The sequence below is a fragment of the Roseovarius nitratireducens genome (genome assembly GCF_002925845.1).
In the GTDB taxonomy this organism is placed as follows: domain Bacteria; phylum Pseudomonadota; class Alphaproteobacteria; order Rhodobacterales; family Rhodobacteraceae; genus Roseovarius; species Roseovarius nitratireducens.
On the sequence record NZ_PDNI01000010.1, the window covers coordinates 57,833 to 73,666 of the forward strand.

The 15,834-nt window shown below is 68.0% G+C and carries 23 protein-coding genes; all 23 read right to left on the reverse strand.

Annotation, left to right across the window (positions count from 1 at the left end; all coding sequences use genetic code 11):
* Positions 1–2 precede the first annotated feature (2 nt).
* The 23 genes from CRJ03_RS00775 to CRJ03_RS00885 all read right to left on the reverse strand — a co-directional run bounded on the left by CRJ03_RS00775 (position 3) and on the right by CRJ03_RS00885 (position 15,792).
* Entirely contained in the window at positions 3–446 is a 444-nt protein-coding gene (locus CRJ03_RS00775) for an NlpC/P60 family protein (protein ID WP_104017013.1), read from the reverse strand.
* On the reverse strand, positions 443–1,330 hold the full coding sequence (locus CRJ03_RS00780) for a phage/gene transfer agent baseplate hub protein (RefSeq protein ID WP_104017014.1): 888 nt from the start codon (positions 1,328–1,330) through the stop codon (positions 443–445). The genes CRJ03_RS00775 and CRJ03_RS00780 overlap by 4 nt, the downstream gene beginning before the upstream one ends.
* Positions 1,327–1,959: a DUF2460 domain-containing protein gene (locus CRJ03_RS00785; protein WP_104017015.1), complete on the reverse strand. Its 633-nt coding sequence runs from the start codon at positions 1,957–1,959 to the stop codon at positions 1,327–1,329. The genes CRJ03_RS00780 and CRJ03_RS00785 overlap by 4 nt, the downstream gene beginning before the upstream one ends.
* A 13-nt stretch (positions 1,960–1,972) precedes the next feature.
* Positions 1,973–2,635: an RcGTA-type gene transfer agent tail tape measure protein gene (locus CRJ03_RS00790; RefSeq protein WP_104017016.1), complete on the reverse strand. Its 663-nt coding sequence runs from the start codon at positions 2,633–2,635 to the stop codon at positions 1,973–1,975.
* A 6-nt stretch (positions 2,636–2,641) separates the two neighbouring features.
* The gene (locus tag CRJ03_RS00795; RefSeq protein WP_104017017.1) at positions 2,642–2,839 is read right to left on the reverse strand and encodes a rcc01693 family protein; all 198 of its coding nucleotides are present in this window, start codon (positions 2,837–2,839) and stop codon (positions 2,642–2,644) included.
* Positions 2,836–3,159, reverse strand: coding sequence for a gene transfer agent family protein (locus CRJ03_RS00800; protein WP_104017018.1), 324 nt, complete (start codon positions 3,157–3,159; stop codon positions 2,836–2,838). The genes CRJ03_RS00795 and CRJ03_RS00800 overlap by 4 nt, the downstream gene beginning before the upstream one ends.
* A gap of 8 nt (positions 3,160–3,167) precedes the next feature.
* Positions 3,168–3,581, reverse strand: coding sequence for a phage major tail protein, TP901-1 family (locus tag CRJ03_RS00805; RefSeq protein ID WP_104017019.1), 414 nt, complete (start codon positions 3,579–3,581; stop codon positions 3,168–3,170).
* 24 nt (positions 3,582–3,605) lie between these two features.
* Complete coding sequence (locus CRJ03_RS00810) at positions 3,606–4,019, reverse strand: DUF3168 domain-containing protein (protein ID WP_104017020.1); 414 nt, start codon at positions 4,017–4,019, stop codon at positions 3,606–3,608.
* Positions 4,016–4,354, reverse strand: a complete 339-nt coding sequence (locus tag CRJ03_RS00815; RefSeq protein WP_104017021.1) for a head-tail adaptor protein — start codon at positions 4,352–4,354, stop codon at positions 4,016–4,018. Before CRJ03_RS00815 ends, CRJ03_RS00810 begins: the two co-directional genes overlap by 4 nt.
* A complete protein-coding gene (locus CRJ03_RS00820; protein WP_104017022.1) occupies positions 4,354–4,953 on the reverse strand; it encodes a head-tail connector protein in 600 nt (199 codons plus the stop codon). Before CRJ03_RS00820 ends, CRJ03_RS00815 begins: the two co-directional genes overlap by 1 nt.
* Positions 4,954–5,103: 150 nt before the next feature.
* Positions 5,104–6,282 carry a phage major capsid protein gene (locus CRJ03_RS00825; protein WP_104017023.1) on the reverse strand — a complete coding sequence of 393 codons (1,179 nt, stop codon included), beginning with the start codon at positions 6,280–6,282 and terminating at the stop codon, positions 5,104–5,106.
* A gap of 31 nt (positions 6,283–6,313) precedes the next feature.
* Complete coding sequence (locus CRJ03_RS00830; RefSeq protein WP_104017024.1) at positions 6,314–6,871, reverse strand: HK97 family phage prohead protease; 558 nt, start codon at positions 6,869–6,871, stop codon at positions 6,314–6,316.
* A gap of 18 nt (positions 6,872–6,889) precedes the next feature.
* Complete coding sequence (locus CRJ03_RS00835; RefSeq protein WP_104017025.1) at positions 6,890–7,132, reverse strand: GTA head formation protein, RCAP_rcc01685 family; 243 nt, start codon at positions 7,130–7,132, stop codon at positions 6,890–6,892.
* On the reverse strand, positions 7,125–8,318 hold the full coding sequence (locus CRJ03_RS00840) for a phage portal protein (protein ID WP_104017026.1): 1,194 nt from the start codon (positions 8,316–8,318) through the stop codon (positions 7,125–7,127). The genes CRJ03_RS00835 and CRJ03_RS00840 overlap by 8 nt, the downstream gene beginning before the upstream one ends.
* Positions 8,319–8,809: 491 nt before the next feature.
* A complete protein-coding gene (locus CRJ03_RS00845) occupies positions 8,810–10,153 on the reverse strand; it encodes a DNA-packaging protein (RefSeq protein ID WP_104017027.1) in 1,344 nt (447 codons plus the stop codon).
* Complete coding sequence (locus tag CRJ03_RS00850; RefSeq protein ID WP_104017028.1) at positions 10,074–10,430, reverse strand: hypothetical protein; 357 nt, start codon at positions 10,428–10,430, stop codon at positions 10,074–10,076. The genes CRJ03_RS00845 and CRJ03_RS00850 overlap by 80 nt, the downstream gene beginning before the upstream one ends.
* 188 nt (positions 10,431–10,618) lie before the next feature.
* A complete protein-coding gene (locus CRJ03_RS00855) occupies positions 10,619–11,227 on the reverse strand; it encodes a nucleotidyltransferase family protein (protein ID WP_439126611.1) in 609 nt (202 codons plus the stop codon).
* Positions 11,224–12,030: an ABC transporter permease gene (locus tag CRJ03_RS00860; protein WP_104017029.1), complete on the reverse strand. Its 807-nt coding sequence runs from the start codon at positions 12,028–12,030 to the stop codon at positions 11,224–11,226. Before CRJ03_RS00860 ends, CRJ03_RS00855 begins: the two co-directional genes overlap by 4 nt.
* Positions 12,027–12,908, reverse strand: coding sequence for an ABC transporter permease (locus CRJ03_RS00865; RefSeq protein ID WP_104017030.1), 882 nt, complete (start codon positions 12,906–12,908; stop codon positions 12,027–12,029). Before CRJ03_RS00865 ends, CRJ03_RS00860 begins: the two co-directional genes overlap by 4 nt.
* Positions 12,909–12,966: 58 nt before the next feature.
* A complete protein-coding gene (locus tag CRJ03_RS00870; protein ID WP_104017031.1) occupies positions 12,967–13,686 on the reverse strand; it encodes a transporter substrate-binding domain-containing protein in 720 nt (239 codons plus the stop codon).
* A 27-nt stretch (positions 13,687–13,713) separates the two neighbouring features.
* On the reverse strand, positions 13,714–14,514 hold the full coding sequence (locus CRJ03_RS00875) for an ABC transporter ATP-binding protein (protein ID WP_104017032.1): 801 nt from the start codon (positions 14,512–14,514) through the stop codon (positions 13,714–13,716).
* A 94-nt stretch (positions 14,515–14,608) separates the two neighbouring features.
* A complete protein-coding gene (locus CRJ03_RS00880) occupies positions 14,609–15,358 on the reverse strand; it encodes a phosphate/phosphite/phosphonate ABC transporter substrate-binding protein (protein WP_104017033.1) in 750 nt (249 codons plus the stop codon).
* Entirely contained in the window at positions 15,355–15,792 is a 438-nt protein-coding gene (locus CRJ03_RS00885) for a tellurite resistance TerB family protein (RefSeq protein ID WP_104017034.1), read from the reverse strand. Before CRJ03_RS00885 ends, CRJ03_RS00880 begins: the two co-directional genes overlap by 4 nt.
* Between the last annotated feature and the right edge of the window lie 42 nt (positions 15,793–15,834).

The following is a 15,834-nucleotide window of genomic DNA, read 5'->3' on the forward strand; positions in this document are numbered from 1 at the left end:
GCTTATCCCTCCTCAGGAAAGGCGAAACGCGCCACGACCCGCCGCCGCCACGGCAGGCTCAGCACGCTTTCCACCACGCCATGCCCCGAATAAGCATGGACAAATCGCGCGTCCCGCCCGGCACGCGTACAGATACCCAGATGCTTGGCCACCGCGCCGTCGCGCATCCGGAACAGGATCACGTCGCCCGGTTGCTCCCCGGTCACGGGACGCGCCTGCAGGTGACGCAGCGCCGCGTGCCACAGCGCCTCCTCCCGTGCAGGCTCGGACCAGTCCATCGAATAGGCAGGCGGGCGCTCGGGCTCTTCGCCCATCACCTCGCGCCAGACTCCGCGCACCAGTCCGAGGCAGTCACATCCCGCGCCCCGGCACGCCGCCTGATGCCGGTAGGGCGTGCCGATCCAGCCGCGCGCGGCGCCCACGATCGCGTCCTGCCGGGCGCTCATCGACGGCGGCTCCCACCGTCAAGGCGCGGCGACTTGGTGGGATCGGTGATCACCCAGTCATCCCCCGGAATATCTGGAAAGCCCTGAAAATTCAGTATGTTGTCGAATTTGAACTGGCACGTCTCGCGGCGCTTGTCACAGCCCGCCTCGATCCGCAGCGCGTCGCTCGGCGCGACCGTTGCCCCCAAGGGATGCCACAGCTCGATGACCCGCGCGACACCGTCCATACGGTCCCGCTTGATCATCCCCTGCAGGCCCCGCGCAGCGCCGCTTTGCACCTTCAGCACGCCATGCCGGAACCAATCCTCGGCAAACCCGGCCATATCGGCAAAGCGGAACACGCGATTATCCGCGACCTCCTCGGCCGCGCGCTCGGATACATACCCCGGCGTATCGAGATCAAAGGTGCAATCGCGATCCCCCAGCACGGCGCTGCACGATTTCTGAAATACCCGGCCCAGCGGCACGTTGAGCGCATCGGTCAGCCCGCGCAGTTCCGCCTCGAGCGCGCCGCCGGCGCGGCGGATGTCGCCGATGGTCCCGGCAAAAATCGCCACCCGCTGCGTCACGTCCTGCCAGTTGACGATCCACGCCCGCACGCCTGCGCCGTCATAGCGCCCCGCCTCTATATCCGCCTCGCTGATGGCAGAATCCGACAGCGCACCCAACGCCTCCGTATTGTTGACGGAAAGCCCGGTGCTCGCCGCCACGGCGCGCGCGCTCAGGCCCGTCTCGGGGCGAAACGCGATCCCCTCGAAATGCAGCGCACGGTCGTGATCGGTGAACCCCATCACCACCCCGTCACGCCGCGTCAGCGCCCAGGCCCGGCAAGTGGTGCTCACCCCCGACCCGAGATGCGCGGCCAGCGCCTCTGCCCCGGTCATACCCGGATCTCCACCACCGGCACGCTGGGCACCTCGCCCGCCTGGAACGACGCGAGGCTGACCTGGATGCGGTCGGTATCGAACCGCACCGGCACGTCGAATTCATACCCGGCGGTCACCGCCACGTCCCGGTTGGGCGGTTCGGCAAAGGTGACGATACCGGTGGAATCGTCCACCTCGTAATGCACCCCCTCGCGCATCTCCACGCCGCCAAGGCCCATGCGCACGCTGCCCGCCACCGGCTTGACCACGGGGCGCACCGCCTCCTGCGCGCCCGAGCGATAGGTCTTGTAAAGCTGGAACGCCGTGGTGGCGTCGTCGCCCACCCCGATCCGCTGATCGTCAAAGACGGGCGCCGCGCCCGCGCGCGACGATTTGTAATCGCTCCAGTCCTTCCAGCGAAAGCCGTAGAGCTGCCCCTGCCGCGCCTCGAAGAACGCGATGAGTGCCTCGACATCCTCGAGGCTGCGCAGCGACACGCCCGCGTCATACCGCCTGCGCGCCTGCGCCCATGGCGTGTTACGCTCCTCGTGCCCGCTTGCCAGCGTGACAATCTCGGTGAGCCGCTCCGGCCCACCTATCGAGCCAAAGCTCAGATTGGCCGGAAACCGTATTTCGTGAAATCCCATGCCTGCCTCCCTCTCAGCGATTGCGCGCGCCGCGACCGATCACACGACCGATCTGCGCGGCGATCTGTCCCTGGCTGCGGCGGAACCCCTCGATATCCGGGGTGCTCACGTTCATCACGACGTTCACGGTGCCGCCGCCCTGCGCGCGCACACCGAGCCGCCCGTCGGTGCCGCGGCTGAGCGGCAGGATCGCCTCGGGTCCGGCCTCGCCCATCAACCCGGTTCGCCCGCCACGCATGGCAAAGCTCACCGGTCCGCTCACCACACCGCCGCTGGCAAAAGGCATCACCCGTCCCTGCGCGAAGCTGCCCCCCTTGGCAAAGGGCAGGATTCCGCCCACCAGCGCGCCGACACCCTGCGCGAGCAACCCACCGACCTGGTCGGTCACGGGCCGCACCGCGTCGCTGAATGCAGTGTTGACCATCGTCGTGGCCAGCCGCCGCAGGCTCTCGGACAGGCTGTCGCCCTGCACCACCGCGCCCCTCAGCGCCCCGCGCAACCCGCGGCTCAGCCCCCGTTCGAGGCTCTGCACGTCCTGTCCCGCGGCGGCAAACCCACCGCGCACCTGTGCAAGCTCCCCGGCAAATGCAGCGGCCATCGCGCCCGCCTGCCCCATCGCGTCGTCCAGTGCCGTGATCTGCGCCTCCATATCCTCGGCGCGGTCCAGTTCATCCATCGCTCGTCACTCCTCTTCGTGATCGGGAAAGGCCACCAACAGCGCCTCCAGCCCGTCGCGCGCCATCGGGCGCGCGCCCTGCCGTTCGCCCAGCATCAGACGCAATTCCGCTGGCGTCAGCGCCCAGAACTCACCCGGGCGCAGGCCCAGCCCCTGCACGCCCGCGCGTAAAAGCGCGGGCCAGTCGAAACGCGTCTCGCTCACCCCGCCTCTCCCGGCATGGCAAAGGCTCGCGCCAAGAGCTGCGCCGCCGCCCGCGCCGCGGCCACCGGCCCACCCTCGATCTCAACGGTCAGCAGGTCCGAGGGCTGCCCCTCCCAGCCGCCGCCGCGCAGGCCCGCCACGATCACCGCCAGCACGTCACGCGAAGAAAACCGCCCTTCCTCGAACCGCGTCACCAACGCGACGAGCGAATCCGCCCCAAGCGCCGCTTCCATTTCCGCCAGCGCCCCGAGCGTGAGCCGCATCACGCAGCTCTCGCCGCCCAGCACCAGCGCCACCTCGCCCGCGTAGGGATTGACCATCGCCGAACTCACAGCGCCACGAAATCGAGCCGCCCCGCCGAGGCCAGCGACATCTCGTAGGTCGCCTCGCCATCATGGGTGCCGCCATACTCGATTCCGGTCACCTGGAATGGCCCCTCGATGGTGCCGAAATCGGGGATAACCACCTGGAAATTCGGCGTTTCTCCGTCGAAGAATATTTGCCGCATCCGCGCATCGCTCGCCGCGTCGCGAAAGACGCCCGATCCACTGATACTGGCGGATTTGACGCCCGCACCGGCCAGCAACTCACGCCAGCCGCCCGCCGAATCGAGGCTGGTGACATCCACGCTCTCGGCGTTGAAGCTCACCCGCGTTGCGCGCAGCCCCGCCACCGTCTGGAAATTGCCGCCGCCATTGAGATCGACCTTGATAAGAAGGTCCTTGCCGTTCTGAACTGCCATGTCTCGTCTCCGTTCTGTCTTGGATCAGGCGCCGTCATCCACGCGCGCCCGAAAGGTCAGGTCGATCCGGCGCAACTGCCCGTCGCGGCTGCGCCGCGCTCGGGCGCGCAGAAAATTGAGTGACACCAGCCACCCGCGATCGAGCGTCAGCGCCGCGCCGACCAGGACATCGCTCACCGCACCCGCCGTCTGCTTGGCGATGAGAAATCCCGCCGCCGCGCTCACCACCGTGACGGTGACGCGGTGTTCGGCCCCTGCCGCCGTGCCATCACCGCGCTCGCGCACATCCTCGGGGCCAAGGATCACGTAGAGATCGGGCACCGTGCCCTGAGGGGCCGCGTCGTAGATCGCGCCGCCCACCAGCGACACCAGCGCCGGGTCGGCCGAGAGCCGCTGCCAGATCGCCGCCTGAAGTGCTGCGGCCATGCCATAGCTCATGCCACCACCTCCTCTTCGGCCCAGAGCATCAGATACCCGCGCCCCGCGTCGCTCTCCGTCACGGAAAGGATGTGAAAGAGCCGCGCGCCGTCGCGCAGCCGCTGCCCGGGGATTGGTCGAGAGGGGGCGCCCTGCGGGGCCGCGCGCACGGTGATGCGATAACCCGCGCGCCCCAGCCGCAGCCCCTCGCCCGCCACCTCGCGCCCCGTGCGCACGTCGAGCGCCGCCCAGAGCGTGCCGCGCACCGCCCAGACCTGCGTGAACCCACCCGCGCCGTCAGGCACGCGATCAGGCGCCTCCAGCACCAGCGGGCGGTCGAGCATGGGCCGCGCCATCACCGTGCCCCCCCGCCCAGCAGGCGCACCGTGCGGTAGCGCTCGATCAGGCTCGCCACGCCAAAGGGCATGCAGCCCTCGCGCAGCGCGGTCTCGGACCGGTGCTCGTAGTAATGCGCCGCAAGCAGCAGCACCGCCTGCCCAAGATCCGCAGGCAGCTCACCCCAGCCCGCACCATGGCCCGCGCGAAACACGATCTCGGCCACGCCGCCCGTCGGCACAATTGGCAATCCATGCCCCACGGGCCGCAGAACCGGGCGGTGCGCGTCGCGCTCCAACCGATAGAGCGCGGGGGCAATTACCTCTTCCTCGTCAACGCGATCGCGCAGCGTGAGGCTAAGGACCGCGCTCACCGGCGCCACCGGCAGCGGCTGCCCGGCCGGATCCTGCCAATCATGCAAAACCCAGGAAAAATCCCTCTCGATCAGGGCCTTGCCGGTGCGACCCTCGATCGCGGCCAGCGCCGCGCGCAGAAATCCCTCCAGCACGGGATCCTGAATATCGTCATCCGCGAATCCGGTGCCCAGCCGCAGATGCGCCTTGAACTCCGCCAGCGGCAATGCGGCATCGGGCACCGCGGTCTCTTCCATCAGCAACATGGACCATCTCCATCATCCCGGACCCCTCCGGCTCTTGCGGCGCGTGCCGCCCGGCGTTGCACGGACGGAGGGGAAGCTGAACAACGCCGCGTCGCGCGGCACGCGCCCCGGACGGGAGCCATCGGCCCCCGCCCGCCTTCACCGCCCGCCTCAGGCGACGGCGAACCGCAACAGCTTGATCGCCTTGAAATCGCTCACATCGCCGCCCACGCGCTTGGTCGCGTAAAACAGGACATGCGGCTTGGCGCTGAACGGATCGCGCAGGATGCGCAGATCCGGCCGCTCGGCCACCGTGTAGCCCGCGCGAAAATCGCCAAAGGCGATGGCATCCGCCCCGCTCGCGATCTCGGGCATGTCCTCGGCGATCAGCACCGGGTAGCCCATCAGCCGCGCAGGCTCTCCGGCGGCCAGCCCGTCGGACCACAGGAACCGGCCATCCACATCCTTGAGCTTGCGCACGACACCGGCAGTGCGCGAATTCATCACGAACGTGGCGTTGGCGCGGTATTCGGCACCCAACGCATAAACTAGGTCGACAATCGGATCGGGGCCGCCCAGATCAGCATCGATGCCCGTGGGCACATAGCCCAGGTTGCCCCAGGTCCAGACGTCGTTGTCCACCGCCGGACGGCTGAGGAACCCGCGCGGCTTGTCCACCCCGTCGCCCGACACGAAGGCCGCGGCCTCGGCGCGCGAGAACCGGTCGGCGATGCGCGCGGCCAGCCACCCCTCCACGTCGAAGGCGCTGTCATCGAGCAGTCGCTGGCTTGCCTTCGGCAGCGCGCTCAACTCGTGCAGCGGGATCGCGATGCGGTCGATCTGCGGCGTGTCGGTCTCGGCCACGCTACCGGTCTCGCTGGCCCAGCCGTGGCCCAGCTCGGTATGGTCCACCAGCACGTCAAACGACGTCGCCTCGACCGCGACCACATTGGCGATCGCCCGGATCGACGCGGTGGAGTTGAGCACCGAGCGGATCGTCTCGGAGGTCTGCGGATCGACCAGATAGCCGCCCTCCGCCGTCACCGAGGTGTTGAGCGCCTTACCCTCAAGGTCGAGGCCGCGCAGCCCGTCATCGTCACCCGAGCGCAGATAGGCGTCGAACGCCTTGCGATGCGGTGCATGCATGTCGGTTTGGCCTGCCAGTTGCGGGCGCGCCTGCGTCAGGCTCTTGCGTTCAATCATGGTCATCTTGTCTTCCTGCTGTTGAAACCGCGTGGTGATCTCGGCCCGAAAGCCCTTGAACTCGTCGAGGAACCCGCACAGGGCCTCCCCCATCTCGGCTGCCGGAGACACGTCTTCCCCGGTCCGAGCCTTCGTCTCGGTCGTCATCGTCAACTCCTCTCGGTTGCGGGTCGGCGGCTCAGTCGCGCGCCATCTCCCGGCGCGCCGCCCTCAGCACGGCCGCCATCTCGCGCAAGGTTTCGTCCCCGGGGCTCTCGCCCTTGGCCGCCACCCGCGCACTGGGCAGCATCGGGAATGTCACCAGCGACACCTCCCAAAGCTCCAGTTCCTGCAAGAGCCTCTGGCCCTTCTCGTTCCGGCCCGCGCGCACGGTGCGATAGCCGATGCTCAGCCCGTCGAGCGCCCCCGCGGCGATCAGCGCCGCCGCCTCGCGGGCGCGCGCGACACCGTCAAGTAGCCGGCCCTTGACCCACAGGCCGCGCCCGTCCTCGCGCACCTCGTCCCAGATGCCGATGGGCTCACGCGGATCGTGCTGCCACAGCATCCGCACGCGGCGCCCGTCTGCGCCCATCCGCTTGAGGCTCGCGGCATAGGCCCCGCGCGCGACGATATCCCCGCCCTGATCGGGCGCATCGAACAGGCTCGCATAGCCCTCGATCCCGCCCGCTTCGGTCACGGATAGCCCCTCGGCCCCGCCTTGCATGAATTTGCGTTCCAAATCCGTCTCCATCTCCATCCACCTCTTCCTTTCGCCTCAACCCGGCAACGCCGCCAGGATCGGCTGAAACGCCTGCACCAGCACCGCCGCCACCACGCCATAGACCGCCAGCCACAGGCGGCGCTCCAGCCGCTCGACCGTCGCCTCCAACCGCTCCAGCCGCTCGCGCATCGCCCGCTGCTGCAAGTCAGAGACCCGCTCATGCGCCTCCAGCCGAAGCGCGGGCGCACAGTCGAACGCCTCGAAGCCGTAGCGCGGCGGCGGCGCGCCCTCAGTCATCCGCCGCCCCGCCCGGCAGCGCGGGCAGACCCAGAAGCGCCCGCTTCTCCGCCGCCGTCAGGAAATCCGCGCCCGCCACGCGGGCCCATTGCGCATCGCGCTCGGCCGCAAGCGCCGGCACCCGGTCAAGATCGGGTTGAATCTCCAGCGCCTCGCCCGTGAAAGCGTCGAGCCACGTTGCCACCTTGGCGCTCACGCGCGCCACCAGTGGCAGCACCGTCAGCCGGTAAAAGGCGCGATTGGCCTCCTGGTAATTGGCATAGGTCGCGTCACCGGGAATGCCGAGCAGCATCGGCGGCACGCCAAAGGCGAGCGCGATCTCGCGCGCCGCCGCCTCCTTGGTCTGCTGGAATTCCATGTCCGAGGGCGAAAACCCCATCGGCTTCCAGTCGAGCCCACCTTCCAGCAGCATCGGACGGCCCGCGTTGCGCGCACCCTGATGATGCGCCTCCATCTCAGCGACCAGCCGGTCATACTGATCCGTGCTCAGCGCGCCCTGCCCCTCGGCTCCCTTGTAGACAATCGCGCCCGAGGGCCGCGCCGCATTATCGAGCAGCGCCTTGGACCACCGGCTTGCCGCGTTGTGCACATCCACCGCCTGCGCGGCGGCCTGCATCGGGCTCAGCCCGTAATGGTCATCCTGCGGGTGAAAGCTCTTGATATGGCAGATGCAGGGCGCACCCTCGCCGATGTGAAACCGGTGCTTGCGCCCCGAAACGCTGTATTCATAGGCCACCGGCCAACCATCGGCACCCGGCACCACGCTCATCCGGTCCGACCGCAACACGTGCAACTCGAGCGGCAGGCCCGCGCCCGCGCCCACCGCCTCAAGATACGCATTGCCGCTCAGCAGAAGCTGGCCGTAAAGCGCCTCGAACAGCTCTGCCCGGCCCTGCGCCGGATTGGGCGCGGCCACGAGGTTGAGCACCGGATGCACGGCAAACCGCTGCTCGGCATCCTGCAACACCAGCGGCAGCGCCGCCGCCGCCTCGGCGATCATCTTGACGGCGCGAAAGCCCACCGGGTTGCCCGCAAAACCGCTCCGCGTGAGGCTCACGGTGTCCCGCGGGCTCCACGCCACGCGCCCCGACCCGCCCCAGGCGATGACGCGGCCCGCAGCGCTCGCCTTCTGCTCCGGACTCTCTGCCACCTCTGCCCCTCCTTGCCGGAAGAAATCCAGTATCATCGCTCGCTCCTTCACCTCGGCGCTCGAGGGGCATCAGACGGTCAAAGGTTTAAGGAAAGTTAAGCGATGCGTGCGCCCCCTCGAAAACCATCGCATCAACCCGGAAAGAAGCCCGTTGCACGCCGCCGGGCGGGCAAGCGCTGCCCGGCGGGTTGCGGTAACGGGAACGGCCTTGAGCAGACGTTCGCCTCCTGCCCCCGCGCGGAATCAAGGCGCGTTTACGCGCCGCCGCGCAGCGCCCGACCGCCCCCTCGGGCGGGCGCTTCTATAACGGCGCAAGCAGCGGAAATATAAGAGGTATCTTGCACCATAAATCGCAGAGCGTAACCGGGGTTGCGCCCACCCGGCGGTCGGGCGCTGCGCGGCTCCTCAAGCGTTGTGCTGAACGCCCGCTTCAGGCCAATCTCCACGCCCACCCCATCGGCCTGCCGCAGCATCGGGACCACCCCGATCACCCTTGGGCCGCATCTGTCATGCCCCCGGCCCGCCGCTCACACCGCGCGCACGCTCGGGCGGCGCCACTTTGCCCCCGGCTCCACGATCAGATCGGTCAGCGCCCAGACGAGCGCATCCACCCGGTCCGGGCTGCCGCGCCCCTCGTAGCCACGATTGGTCATCGCGCACATCTGGTCCTCCAGCGCCGCCAGCCCCCGCACGTGATGCACCCGCCCCTGCTCGTATAGCGCCGCCACCGGCTCGGCGCGCGCCGCCTTGCCGCGGCTGGCGTGGACCTTGCGGAACGGTACCAGCGGATCGACCTGTCGGATCACCTGCTCCACCAGGTCGCCGCCCTGGTTGACCTCGGCCACCAGCCGGTCCGCCCCCCAGCGTTCCATGGCGCGGATCGCGGCCCGCGCCCAGGCCGCCGGGCTCGCCGCGTTCACGCTTGCGTCGGCCAGCACCCAGGCCCGCCAGTCCTGCACCGGGCCTTGCGTAACCACACCCACCACAACGATACCGCATGCGTCCGAGCCGGCATGGCCCGTCACCGGCGGGTCGATCGCCACCACGATCCGGTCGAGGTCGGGCACGACCTCCACCCGCCCTGCCTCCAGCATCGCCGGCGTCCAGAGCGCGTCCTCGGTGGCGTCCACCAGCACCCCCTCCAGCTCCTGCCGCCCCAACCGCGTACCGGCGTAGCGCGCGCGCACCTCCTCCAGGAAACCCTGCGCCAGATTGGCGGCATTGGCCTCTGTGGGCGCGCTCGTCACCACGGTGCTGTCGCTCGCGAGGATGTCCTTGACCACGCCGACGTTGCGCGGCGTCGTGGTCACGCAAACCTGCGGTGCCTCACCCAGCCGCAGCCCGAATTGCAGCATGTCCCACGTCTCGCGCGCCTTCTTCCACTTGGCCAGCTCGTCCACCCACGCGCCATCGAATTGCGGCCCGCGCAGCCCCTCGGGCTCGTGCGCCGAGAACACTTGCGCCACCGCCCCGTTGGGCCAGACCAACCGCTTGCGCGTGGCCTGCCATTCGGGCCGCCGGTCGGGCGGGCTGCACGCCATGATCCCGCTCTCGCCAAAGATCATCACCTCGCGCACCTGCTCCACCGTCTCGCCGATCAGTGCCAGCCGCTTGCACGCCCCTTCACCGAGCGGCAGCGCACCCTCTACTTGAGCGCGCACCCATTCGGCCCCGGCGCGCGTCTTGCCCGCGCCGCGCCCGCCCAGGATCACCCATGTGCGCCAATCCCCCTCGGGCGGCAACTGATGTTCCATCGCCCAGAACTCAAAGATATAGGGCAGCGCCAGCAACTCACCCTCGCTCAGGGCATCGAGGAACTCGTGCCGCGCATCGTGCCCTTGCGAGACGATCCATGCGGCACCGGATCTCAACCCGGGCGGCGTCGAAGTCGATGGCGTAGCCGTGGACGATGCCACGCTCGTGTTGTCTGCGTTTTTCAAGCTGTGCCTCCATTTCAATGGCGATCTTGAGCCACTGACGGATTTCCGTCGTGGCCCGCGTCGCGTTTTTCAATTCGTCGAGTTCCCCGGCCCGTATCCGCCGATAAAGCGTCTCGAGCTCCCCGCGCATGTCCGCAAGCTGCTCTTCAAGCGAATTGATCGCACTGGTCAGGCCCGAAGGCCCCTCCTCCGGGGTGATCAGAACCATGCGTGTCGCTGCCTCATGCCGTTTCCCTTCTCGCGATGCCCCCCGCCCGCGCCGACATGAAAAGGCGGCCTCCGGGGGTGTCCCGGGGCCGCCTGCCCATCTCGCTCAGCATGGCACAACCTATACGAGAAAACGCGCGGTGAGTCAAATCCACACGCACGCCAACCATCCGTTATATTTACATTTTCTTAAGGTTTTGGTGCCCCGCCCGCACGCCACGCAGCCCAGTCCTCGGGCGTGTCGAGATCGGTCACCGCGCGGCACCCCGGCAGCGCGACGCGCGCTACATCATGCGCCACAAGGATCGCCCGCGCACCCTCGTCCCCCCGCAGCGCCGCCATCTCGGGCAATAGCCGCGCCGGAAACACCACCGGATGCCCCGGCCTTCCATCCTCGGCGGTCGCGCGCAGGATGCGCTGCCCGTCAAAGGCGTCCCACACCGCGCGCAGATCGGCCCCGGTCAGGTCCGGCAGATCCGGCAGTAGCACCATCAGCGCCCCTGCCCCGCGCGCCTCGGCCCATTCCGCCCCCCGGCGCAGCGACGCCGCCATCCCCTCGCCCGCCTCCGGCACCTCCTCGACCCACAGCCTCGGCCCCGTCAGCGGGGCCAGCGCCCGCGCGCGCGCCGCCCCCCCGGGCGGCACCGTCACCAGCACATCGGCATCAAGGGCCAGCGCCATCGCCACACGGTCGGCCAGCAACGGCCGCCCCCGCACCTCTTCCAGCAGCTTGTCGCGCCCCCGCATCCGCCGCGACGCCCCCGCCGCCGGCACCAGGATCGCCACTGCCCCCGTCACCGGATGACGTTGAGCCGCAGCCGCAGCCCACGCCGCGCCTCCTGCGGCAGGTGCCGGTTGAGGTGCCGGTTCACCGCGCCGAAAATCCCGATGATGACCAGCGTCAACAGGATGAAATACCCGGCAAGGATCGGGTAGGGCACGAAAGGGTTGAAGGTCTTGTCGGCGAAGTAATTGGCGTAATAGAGCGCATCGCCCCGCTGTTGCCACGCCGGAAAGCCCGAGAAGAACACCAGCGTCGTCGAATGGAACAGAAAGATCGCCTCGTTGGTATAGGCCGGCCATGCCAGCCGCAGCATCGTCGGCCACACGATCTTGCGAAACCGCCGCAGCCCCGAGAACCCGTAGGCATCCGCCGCCTCCACGTCGCCCTTGGGGATCGAGCGCAGCGCACCGTAGAATATCTCGCCTGAATAGGCGGCAGTGTTCAGAAACAGCACGATCAGCGCCCCCAGCCACGCCGAGGTGAAGGCGTCAAAGATCGGGCTGACCGATTTCAGCGACAGAAACAGGAAATAGGCGAAAAAGAACTGGATGAAGAGCGGCGAGCCGCGAAAGATGAATATGAACCACTCCGACGGCTTTCTGATGAGCGGATTGCGCGCGCCCTTTCCCAGTGCCACGACCGTGGCCAGGAAGAACCCCGCGAAAAGCGCCAGCGCCCCGAAATACACGTTCCAGATCATCCCCGAGCCGATCAGCGTGAAATGCTCACACAGCGTATAGCCCTCGCGCGGCAAGAGCCGCTCGCCATGGCCGAGACTGCGCAGCGCGTAATCCTGAACCGTCTGCCAGCAGCTCATGCTGCCCTCCGCTGCGCTTCGCCGCCCGTGGTGGCCTGCCCGTGGCTCAGCCGCACCATCACCCGCTCCAGCGCCACCTCCGACACCTTGGTCAGCCCCAGGTAAAACACCAGCAGCGCGAGGAAATACCACATCCGCCAGTCACCGTGCGGATACTCGGTAAAGCGCGGCAGCGCCGTGCCGCCCATCTCGCGCGCCCAGTAGACGATATCCTCGATCCCCAGCAGGAACAGCAACGGCGTGGCCTTGGTCAGCACCATCCACAGGTTGCTGAGGCCGGGCAGCGCATAGACCCACATCTGCGGCACGAGGATGCGCCAGAAACTCTGGCGCCGCGACATGCCGTAGGCCTCCGCGGTTTCAAGCTGCGCGCGCGGCACCGCGCGCATCGCGCCATAGAGCACGTTGGCCGCGAACGCGCCAAACACGATGGCAAAGGTCAGAACAGCGACGAAGAATCCATAGGTGTCATGCACCCATTGCGGCGAATTGCCCAACGGCAGCTTGGCCGCCTGGCACACCACGAAATCGCTGCCCTGCCATATCTCGTCGGGCCAGTCGGGGCATTTGATCTTGTGGCGGATCACCTCGAAAATCTGGTCGAGCGCGATCACGAAGAACAGGAAAAAGGCAATATCCGGCACGCCCCGCACGATGGCGATATAGCCCTTGCCGAACCACGACAGCGGCCAGATGCGCGACCGCGCCGCCATCGCCCCACCGAAGCCGAAGGCAAGCGCCGCGGGCGCGGTGATCGCCAGAAGCAGCAGCACCGTGCCCACCGCGACGTAGAGATTGGCATGCTTTACCGTGGTGAGGTAGCACGCCAGCCACCGCGCACCGTCGAGTGTCGCGGGATCGGAGCAAAATGAAAACATCAGGGCCGCCCCCGAAAGATCGGCCCGCGCGCCGCATGGCGCGCGGGGATGAAAGCGGTCACTCGAAGGTGGAGGACACTTCCCACTTCTCGATCATCGTGTTGAGCGTGCCGTCATCCTTCATCGACTGGATCGCCGCGTCGAAGGTCTCGCGCAGTTCGCCGTCGGATTCGCGCACGCCCATGCCGACGCCGCCGCCCAGGGGCACATCGTCGCCCACGAACATCAGGCCCGGGTCCTCTTGCGCGATCGGCGCGAGATAGGACTTGTCGGCAAGCACCGCGTCGGCCTCGCCGTTACGCACGGCGGCGATGGTTTCCTCGGGTGTGGCGAATTCCAGCAGGGTCGCGCCCGATTCGGCCACGTAGCCCGACTGGATCGTGCCGGTTTGCGCGGCGATCACGCCGCCCGAGAGGTCAACGTCGTCGGACATGGCCAGATAGGCGGACGGGTCCGGCGGCGTATAATTCTGGGTGAAATCAATCACCTGGTCGCGCTCGTCGGTGATCGACATGCCAGCGATGATGGCGTCGTAATTGCCCGAAACGAGGTTGGGAATGATGCTGTCCCAATCGTTCGTCACCCATTCACAGTTAAGCTCGGCGCGCTTGCACAGCTCGTCGCCCAGATCGCGCTCGAAGCCGTCCACCTCGCCGGCATCATTGATGAAGTTCCACGGCGGATAGGCACCCTCGGTGCCCAGCCGCACGACGTCCTGCGCCATCGCCATGCTGGCCATCATGGCCACGGCGGCGGTGGAAACGAGTAGTTTCTTCATGGTCTTCTCCCTCCTGGTTGGTAACGGTCAAGCGGCCATCGTGGAGCTGAGAAAGCCCCGCAACCGCTCTGATTTCGGTGCGCCGAACAATTCGTCGGACGCGCCTTCTTCCTCGATCAGACCCTGGTGCAAGAACACCACGTGATCGCTCACATCGCGGGCCATGCTCATGTCGTGGGTAACGAGCATCATCGTGCGCCCCTCGTTCGCGAGGTCCTTGATGACGCGGATCACCTCCTGTTCCAGCTCGGGATCGAGCGCCGAGGTGGGCTCGTCAAACAGCAACGCCTCGGGTTCCATGCACAGCGCCCGCGCGATCGCCGCGCGTTGCTGCTGCCCGCCCGAGAGCTGCGCAGGGTATGCATCGCACTTGTCGCCGATACCCACCTTGTCGAGATAGCCGCGCGCCGCGTGCTCCGCCTCCGCCCGGTCGCGCCCCAGCACCGTCACCGGTGCCTCCATCACGTTTTGCAGGATGGTCATGTGCGCCCACAGGTTGAACTGCTGGAACACCATGCTGAGATTCGTGCGGATGCGCAAAACCTGTTTGGCGTCAGCGGGATGACGACCCAATCCCTCGCCCTTCCACTTCACCGGCTCGCCATTGAACAGGATGTCGCCCTGCTGGCTGTCCTCCAGCAGGTTGGCACAGCGCAGGATGGTGGACTTGCCCGATCCCGACGACCCGATGAGCGAGATGACATGGCCCCTGGGGGCGGTGATATCGACGCCCTTGATGACCTCAAGTGCGCCATAGGCCTTGTGCAGGTTTCGGATTTCGATCACCGGCGTTTCGGTCACGCGCGTCCCCCTGTCGGACTCTGGCATTGCGACGTCTTCGTGACAATAGGGCCGAAAATTCTGCGCGATGCAACTTGCAATGCGGCGGAACGGGCCGCTTGCCCGCCGAATTGACGCCTGGTCAGGTCAACTCGGAGGCAGGCGGTGCCGGTATCGGCAGCGCGAGATAGGCCTCCGCCGCGATTTCCACCAGTCCGGAAATCCCCAGCGTGTCGCGATCCTCCGGCGGCATCGCGAGCAGCGCCGCCGACAGCGCGGCGCGGATCGGGGCGGGGTCGCGCGTGGCGGCGGTGATCCAGGGCAACGCCGGGGTGGGATCGGTGCGCCCGATCACCCGCAGCGCATCCGCGAACCTATCGGTTCGCGCCATGAACCTCCAGCTTAGCGCGTCCAGCGCGGCGATATCCGCACGCCCGTCGGCCACCGCCTGCGCCGAGGCCGCGTGCGCGCCCGTGCGCAGCGTTTCGGTGAAGGCAAAACCCCGCTCCGCCGCCCAGGCCTGCGGCGCGGCCCAGCCAGATTGCGACAGCGGCTCGTTATACGCCAGCACCGCCTGGGCATAGGCCTGCGGATCATCGCGCGGATCGTCGCGACGCGCAACGAAGACGCTGTAGTACTGCCCCGGCGGGCAATCCGGCAGGTCGCAGACAGGCGTGCCGACAAGGTTCACCGTGTCGTAAAGCCTTGACCGGTAAGGCAAACCACAGGTCTGCGACAACAGCAGGTCGGGGCTTTGCCACTGCGCCCAGAGGTCGCCATCCCGCGTCAACGCCTCCGGCCCCTCGCCCAGCCGCGCCCGCACCGCCTGCCACAGCCGGTCATTGGCCGCCGCCGTCTCGGGCCGGTCATACATCGGCAGGCTGGCGATCATCCGCGCGTTATCCGCTGGCGGGCACGGGCGCTTTCCTGGTCGGTCAGGCCCAGCAGGCTTGTCACCAGCCGGATAAGCGAATCCTCGTGCGCCTCGCGCGCACCGTCGGCCAGCGCCACTTGCCACAGTGCCTCTATCACCTCGGCGCGGGCCTCGTGCGGCACGGCATCCTTGATCGCGCGGGTGAAACGGACGGTGTCAGGTGCCTCCGCCTCCAGCGCCTCGGCGTCGCCGCGCAGCGCTTCGGCTCCGGCCTCGTCGAGCCCGTAGCGCCCCGACAGGATGCCGGTGATGCGCGCGCGCTCATCGGCATCGTAATGGCCATCGGCGCGCGCGAGGCGCACCATCAGCGCCGACAGCGCAAGCCGCGCGTCCTCGTCGGGCAGGATCTCGGGGGCGGTGGCCAGAAGCCGGCTGAGCAAATCTCCAAACATGCTTTCCGATATAGACCGCCCGCGCGCCCGCGCCAATGCCCC

What these genes read in the sequence shown, in the direction of transcription:
- CRJ03_RS00830 (WP_104017024.1), bottom strand. Translation starts at nt 6,871, where the DNA reads ATGGAGATGGAGACGGATTTGGAACGCAAATTCATGCAAGGCGGGGCC.
- CRJ03_RS00810 (WP_104017020.1), bottom strand. Translation starts at nt 4,019, where the DNA reads ATGAGCTATGGCATGGCCGCAGCACTTCAGGCGGCGATCTGGCAGCGG.
- CRJ03_RS00870 (WP_104017031.1), bottom strand. Translation starts at nt 13,686, where the DNA reads ATGAAGAAACTACTCGTTTCCACCGCCGCCGTGGCCATGATGGCCAGC.
- CRJ03_RS00875 (WP_104017032.1), bottom strand. Translation starts at nt 14,514, where the DNA reads ATGCCAGAGTCCGACAGGGGGACGCGCGTGACCGAAACGCCGGTGATC.
- CRJ03_RS00835 (WP_104017025.1), bottom strand. Translation starts at nt 7,132, where the DNA reads ATGACTGAGGGCGCGCCGCCGCCGCGCTACGGCTTCGAGGCGTTCGAC.
- CRJ03_RS00815 (WP_104017021.1), bottom strand. Translation starts at nt 4,354, where the DNA reads ATGGCGCGGCCCATGCTCGACCGCCCGCTGGTGCTGGAGGCGCCTGAT.
- CRJ03_RS00885 (WP_104017034.1), bottom strand. Translation starts at nt 15,792, where the DNA reads ATGTTTGGAGATTTGCTCAGCCGGCTTCTGGCCACCGCCCCCGAGATC.
- CRJ03_RS00805 (WP_104017019.1), bottom strand. Translation starts at nt 3,581, where the DNA reads ATGGCAGTTCAGAACGGCAAGGACCTTCTTATCAAGGTCGATCTCAAT.
- CRJ03_RS00820 (WP_104017022.1), bottom strand. Translation starts at nt 4,953, where the DNA reads ATGTTGCTGATGGAAGAGACCGCGGTGCCCGATGCCGCATTGCCGCTG.
- CRJ03_RS00865 (WP_104017030.1), bottom strand. Translation starts at nt 12,908, where the DNA reads ATGTTTTCATTTTGCTCCGATCCCGCGACACTCGACGGTGCGCGGTGG.
- CRJ03_RS00800 (WP_104017018.1), bottom strand. Translation starts at nt 3,159, where the DNA reads ATGGTCAATCCCTACGCGGGCGAGGTGGCGCTGGTGCTGGGCGGCGAG.
- CRJ03_RS00780 (WP_104017014.1), bottom strand. Translation starts at nt 1,330, where the DNA reads ATGACCGGGGCAGAGGCGCTGGCCGCGCATCTCGGGTCGGGGGTGAGC.
- CRJ03_RS00775 (WP_104017013.1), bottom strand. Translation starts at nt 446, where the DNA reads ATGAGCGCCCGGCAGGACGCGATCGTGGGCGCCGCGCGCGGCTGGATC.
- CRJ03_RS00790 (WP_104017016.1), bottom strand. Translation starts at nt 2,635, where the DNA reads ATGGATGAACTGGACCGCGCCGAGGATATGGAGGCGCAGATCACGGCA.
- CRJ03_RS00785 (WP_104017015.1), bottom strand. Translation starts at nt 1,959, where the DNA reads ATGGGATTTCACGAAATACGGTTTCCGGCCAATCTGAGCTTTGGCTCG.
- CRJ03_RS00860 (WP_104017029.1), bottom strand. Translation starts at nt 12,030, where the DNA reads ATGAGCTGCTGGCAGACGGTTCAGGATTACGCGCTGCGCAGTCTCGGC.
- CRJ03_RS00840 (WP_104017026.1), bottom strand. Translation starts at nt 8,318, where the DNA reads ATGATACTGGATTTCTTCCGGCAAGGAGGGGCAGAGGTGGCAGAGAGT.
- CRJ03_RS00825 (WP_104017023.1), bottom strand. Translation starts at nt 6,282, where the DNA reads ATGACGACCGAGACGAAGGCTCGGACCGGGGAAGACGTGTCTCCGGCA.
- CRJ03_RS00880 (WP_104017033.1), bottom strand. Translation starts at nt 15,358, where the DNA reads ATGATCGCCAGCCTGCCGATGTATGACCGGCCCGAGACGGCGGCGGCC.
- CRJ03_RS00850 (WP_104017028.1), bottom strand. Translation starts at nt 10,430, where the DNA reads ATGGTTCTGATCACCCCGGAGGAGGGGCCTTCGGGCCTGACCAGTGCG.